1 rRNA gene is annotated in these 3,220 nt (G+C 56.8%); it reads right to left on the bottom strand.

What is annotated here, in order from left to right:
- Positions 1 to 44: 44 nt before the first annotated feature.
- Positions 45 to 3,168, bottom strand: a 23S ribosomal RNA gene (locus tag AC31A1_RS46085).
- Between the last annotated feature and the right edge of the window lie 52 nt (positions 3,169 to 3,220).

Below are 3,220 nucleotides of genomic sequence, written 5' to 3'. Positions count from 1 at the left end.
GGTTGTTCGTGGTTTCAGAACCAACACAGTGGACGCGAGCAACTGAGGACAAGCCCTCGGCCTATTAGTACCGGTCACCTCCAGCGGTTACCCGCCTTCCAGATCCGGCCTATCAACCCAGTCGTCTCCTGGGAGCCTTAACCCCTCAAAGGGGGTGGGAACACTCATCTCGAAGCAGGCTTCCCGCTTAGATGCTTTCAGCGGTTATCCCTCCCGAACGTAGCCAACCAGCCATGCCCTTGGCAGAACAACTGGCACACCAGAGGTTCGTCCGTCCCGGTCCTCTCGTACTAGGGACAGCCCTTCTCAATGTTCCTGCGCGCGCAGCGGATAGGGACCGAACTGTCTCACGACGTTCTAAACCCAGCTCGCGTACCGCTTTAATGGGCGAACAGCCCAACCCTTGGGACCGACTCCAGCCCCAGGATGCGACGAGCCGACATCGAGGTGCCAAACCATCCCGTCGATATGGACTCTTGGGGAAGATCAGCCTGTTATCCCCGGGGTACCTTTTATCCGTTGAGCGACGGCGCTTCCACAAGCCACCGCCGGATCACTAGTCCCGACTTTCGTCCCTGCTCGACCCGTCGGTCTCACAGTCAAGCTCCCTTGTGCACTTACACTCAACACCTGATTGCCAACCAGGCTGAGGGAACCTTTGGGCGCCTCCGTTACTCTTTAGGAGGCAACCGCCCCAGTTAAACTACCCATCAGACACTGTCCCTGATCCGGATCACGGACCCAGGTTAGACATCCAGCACGACCAGACTGGTATTTCAACGACGACTCCCCCTGAACTGGCGTCCAGAGTTCACAGTCTCCCAGCTATCCTACACAAGCCGAACCGAACACCAATATCAAACTGTAGTAAAGGTCCCGGGGTCTTTCCGTCCTGCTGCGCGAAACGAGCATCTTTACTCGTAGTGCAATTTCACCGGGCCTATGGTTGAGACAGTCGAGAAGTCGTTACGCCATTCGTGCAGGTCGGAACTTACCCGACAAGGAATTTCGCTACCTTAGGATGGTTATAGTTACCACCGCCGTTTACTGGCGCTTAAGTTCTCAGCTTCGCCAAGACGAATCTTGACTAACCGGTCCCCTTAACGTTCCAGCACCGGGCAGGCGTCAGTCCGTATACATCGCCTTACGGCTTCGCACGGACCTGTGTTTTTAGTAAACAGTCGCTTCTCGCTGGTCTCTGCGGCCACCCCCAGCTCATGAAGTAAATTCAATCACCGGTGATGGCCCCCCTTCTCCCGAAGTTACGGGGGCATTTTGCCGAGTTCCTTAACCATAGTTCACCCGAACGCCTCGGTATTCTCTACCTGACCACCTGAGTCGGTTTAGGGTACGGGCCGCCATGAAACTCGCTAGAGGCTTTTCTCGACAGCATAGGATCATCCACTTCACCACAATCGGCTCGGCATCAGGTCTCAGACTATATGAGCGGCGGATTTGCCTACCACTCGTCCTACACCCTTACCCCGGGACAACCACCGCCCGGGATGGACTACCTTCCTGCGTCACCCCATCACTCACCTACTGCAGGTCTGGTCCGTCGGCTCCACCACTTTCCATTCCCCGAAGGGTCCGGAACGGCTTCACGGACTTAGCATCGCCTGGTTCAATGTTTGACGCTTCACAGCGGGTACCGGAATATCAACCGGTTATCCATCGACTACGCCTGTCGGCCTCGCCTTAGGTCCCGACTTACCCTGGGCAGATCAGCTTGACCCAGGAACCCTTAGTCAATCGGCGCACACGTTTCTCACGTGTGTATCGCTACTCATGCCTGCATTCTCACTCGTGAACCGTCCACCACTAGCTTCCGCTGCGGCTTCACCCGGCACACGACGCTCCCCTACCCATCCATACAGGCGTTGGCCCTGTTGTATGAATGACACGACTTCGGCGGTACGCTTGAGCCCCGCTACATTGTCGGCGCGGAATCACTAGACCAGTGAGCTATTACGCACTCTTTCAAGGGTGGCTGCTTCTAAGCCAACCTCCTGGTTGTCTCTGCGACTCCACATCCTTTCCCACTTAGCGTACGCTTAGGGGCCTTAGTCGATGCTCTGGGCTGTTTCCCTCTCGACCATGGAGCTTATCCCCCACAGTCTCACTGCCGTGCTCTCACTTACCGGCATTCGGAGTTTGGCTAAGGTCAGTAACCCGGTAGGGCCCATCGCCTATCCAGTGCTCTACCTCCGGCAAGAAACACACGACGCTGCACCTAAATGCATTTCGGGGAGAACCAGCTATCACGGAGTTTGATTGGCCTTTCACCCCTAACCACAGGTCATCCCCCAGGTTTTCAACCCTGGTGGGTTCGGTCCTCCACGACCTCTTACAGCCGCTTCAACCTGCCCATGGCTAGATCACTCCGCTTCGGGTCTTGAGCGCGCTACTAGACCGCCCTGTTCGGACTCGCTTTCGCTACGGCTTCCCCACACGGGTTAACCTCGCAACACACCGCAAACTCGCAGGCTCATTCTTCAAAAGGCACGCAGTCACGACCCACCAAGTAAACTTGGTGAGCGACGCTCCCACGGCTTGTAGGCACACGGTTTCAGGTACTATTTCACTCCGCTCCCGCGGTACTTTTCACCATTCCCTCACGGTACTATCCGCTATCGGTCACCAGGGAATATTTAGGCTTAGCGGGTGGTCCCGCCAGATTCACACGGGATTTCTCGGGCCCCGTGCTACTTGGGTGTCTCTCAAACGAGCCGCTGATGTTTCGACTACGGGGGTCTTACCCTCTACGCCGGACCTTTCGCATGTCCTTCGCCTACATCAACGGTTTCTGACTCGTCCTGTCGCCGGCAGACGACAGAAGAGAGATCCCACAACCCCGTATACGCAACCCCTGCCGGGTCTCACACGCATACGGTTTGGCCTCATCCGGTTTCGCTCGCCACTACTCCCGGAATCACGGTTGTTTTCTCTTCCTGCGGGTACTGAGATGTTTCACTTCCCCGCGTTCCCTCCACACTGCCTATGTGTTCAGCAGCGGGTGACAGCCCATGACGACTGCCGGGTTTCCCCATTCGGAAACCCCCGGATCAAAGCCTGGTTGACGACTCCCCGGGGACTATCGTGGCCTCCCACGTCCTTCATCGGTTCCTGGTGCCAAGGCATCCACCGTGCGCCCTTAAAAACTTGGCCACAGATGCTCGCGTCCACTGTGCAGTTCTCAAACAACGACCAACCACCCACC

It is taken from the genome of Streptomyces sp. P5F9, assembly GCF_057961495.1.
This window is presented reverse-complemented; position numbering and strand designations above follow the sequence as displayed.